This is a genomic window from uncultured Salegentibacter sp. (assembly GCF_963972535.1).
Lineage (GTDB): Bacteria > Bacteroidota > Bacteroidia > Flavobacteriales > Flavobacteriaceae > Salegentibacter.
This window is the reverse complement of record NZ_CAXAVR010000201.1, coordinates 1-2,098: the sequence shown is the minus strand read 5'-3', so window position 1 is coordinate 2,098 and position 2,098 is coordinate 1. Positions and strand designations below refer to the sequence as shown.

General features: G+C 36.5%; 2 protein-coding genes and 1 pseudogene. All 3 read left to right on the top strand.

The window, feature by feature from the left end; genetic code table 11:
- A partial coding sequence (locus tag AACZ30_RS13785; RefSeq protein WP_339650092.1) for a metal-dependent hydrolase occupies window positions 1-485 on the top strand: 485 nt, incomplete at its 5' end.
- Between the two features lie 27 nt (window positions 486-512).
- Window positions 513-1,547 carry an o-succinylbenzoate synthase gene (locus AACZ30_RS13780; RefSeq protein ID WP_339650091.1) on the top strand — a complete coding sequence of 345 codons (1,035 nt, stop codon included), beginning with the start codon at window positions 513-515 and terminating at the stop codon, window positions 1,545-1,547.
- A 3-nt stretch (window positions 1,548-1,550) separates the two neighbouring features.
- Window positions 1,551-2,098 (top strand): annotated as a pseudogene (locus AACZ30_RS13775) (CPBP family intramembrane glutamate endopeptidase); the annotation flags it as partial.

Sequence of the window (2,098 nt, the reverse complement as noted above, 5' to 3'; positions counted from 1 at the left end):
CAGGTGCTGTAATTGTGAGTAATTTTGAGATCGCAAATCATTACGAAGAAAAAGGGATTGAAGTTCACCCCATGAATCATGGCGGAAGCTGGGATTTTGAATTCGGAAAAGTAAAATACGTAAATGCGATTCATACCAGCTCTTTTCCCGGTGGAAAATACGGCGGTCAACCTGGCGGATTCGTAATTGAAGGAGAACACAAAAATATTTATATTGCCGGCGATACTGCGCTTACTATGGATATGAAATTGATTCCGCAGCGCACTACTTTAGATCTTGCAATTTTGCCTATTGGCGATAATTTTACAATGGGTGTAGAAGATGCCATAGTAGCCAGTGATTTTGTAGAATGTGACAAAGTTTTGGGTTGCCATTATGATACTTTTGGTTATATTGAAATAGACCACGAAGAAGCAAAAAGAAAATTCTTTGATGAAGGTAAAGACCTTATGCTTCTTGAAATAGGAGAGAGTCTGGAACTTTAATTTCAACTTTTTTCGCAATAAAATTATATGCAGGCAGATTATAAAAAGTATATCTTAAAATTTAAGCGCCCCAGCGGAACTTCGCGGGGCGTTCTTACTACCAAAGAAACCTGGTTTTTAAAAATCACCGATGCTGATAAAGTTGGTTACGGTGAATGCGGTATTCTTAGAAGCCTAAGTGTAGACGATAGGCCAGATTACGAAGAAAAATTGCAGTGGGTTTGCAACAATATTAGTTTGGGCGAAACGATGCTTTGGGAAGAGTTAGAAGAATTCCCCAGCATTCAAATAGGAGTAGAAATGGCTTTTAGATCTTTAAAAGCTGAAAATCCATTTGAAATATTCCCTTCAGAATTTACAAAAAGAAAAGCTTCAATTCCTATTAACGGATTAATATGGATGGGGGAGAAATCATTTATGAAATCCCAGATTCAGGAGAAAATTGAAACGGGATTTGATTGTATTAAAATGAAAATTGGCGCGATAGATTTTGAAACCGAACTGGAGCTTTTAAAATATATTCGCTCTGAATTTTCTTCCGAAGAAATAGAATTACGCGTAGATGCAAATGGAGCTTTTAAACCTGAAGAAGCCCTGGAAAAACTGAAGCGTTTAAGTGAATTTCAACTACATAGCATAGAGCAACCTATAAAACAGGGACAGCTGAAGGAAATGGCAGGTTTATGCCTGGAAACTCCGCTGCCAATTGCTTTAGACGAAGAATTGATTGGCGTTTTTAATGTAACAAAGAAGAAAGAATTGTTACATACAATAAAGCCACAGTATATAATTTTAAAACCCAGTTTAATCGGTGGTTTTAAAGGCACACAAGAATGGATAGATTTAGCCGAAGAAAACAATATTGGCTGGTGGATCACCAGTGCTTTAGAAAGTAATGTAGGGCTAAATGCAATTTCCCAATTTACTTATACAAAAAACAATAAAATGCCACAGGGACTTGGCACCGGAAGTTTGTATACCAATAATATTCAAAGCCCTTTAGAGGTAGAAAAAGGAAATATTCAATATAATCCAGCTAAAAGCTGGGAATTTAATTTTTAGTAAATGTATATAGCGCAGGCGTTTCGGTATCATCATGAATTATGGAGATACATTATTGGGGTAGTTATAATTATGATTGCGGTTTTTATGGCCCAAATTCCGTTTCTAGTAGCTCTTTTTTTGGAAGGTGGTTTTGATGCCGCTATGGACGAAACAGCAGTTTTAAAAGTCTTTGATTCTAATCTAACGTTGTTTTTCTTATTATTACCTTTTGCAGCCGGATTGGTGGCGGTTTTATTCAATGCAAAATACCTGCATTCGCAGCCATTAAAAACCTTAACCACTACACGAAAAAAAGTAGATTGGAACCGGTTTTTCTTTGCTTTTACCCTGGTAGCTATCTTTACTATCTTAACCACCCTGGCATATTATTTCTTTTATCCTGAAGATTATCAGTTAAATTTTGAACCCACCTCATTTCTTATTCTGGTAGGAATTGCGGTTATATTTATTCCACTGCAAACCAGTTTTGAGGAATATATGTTTCGGGGGTATTTAATGCAGGGATTGGGTGTGTTTGCTAAAAATCGCTGGGTTCCATTATTTCTAAC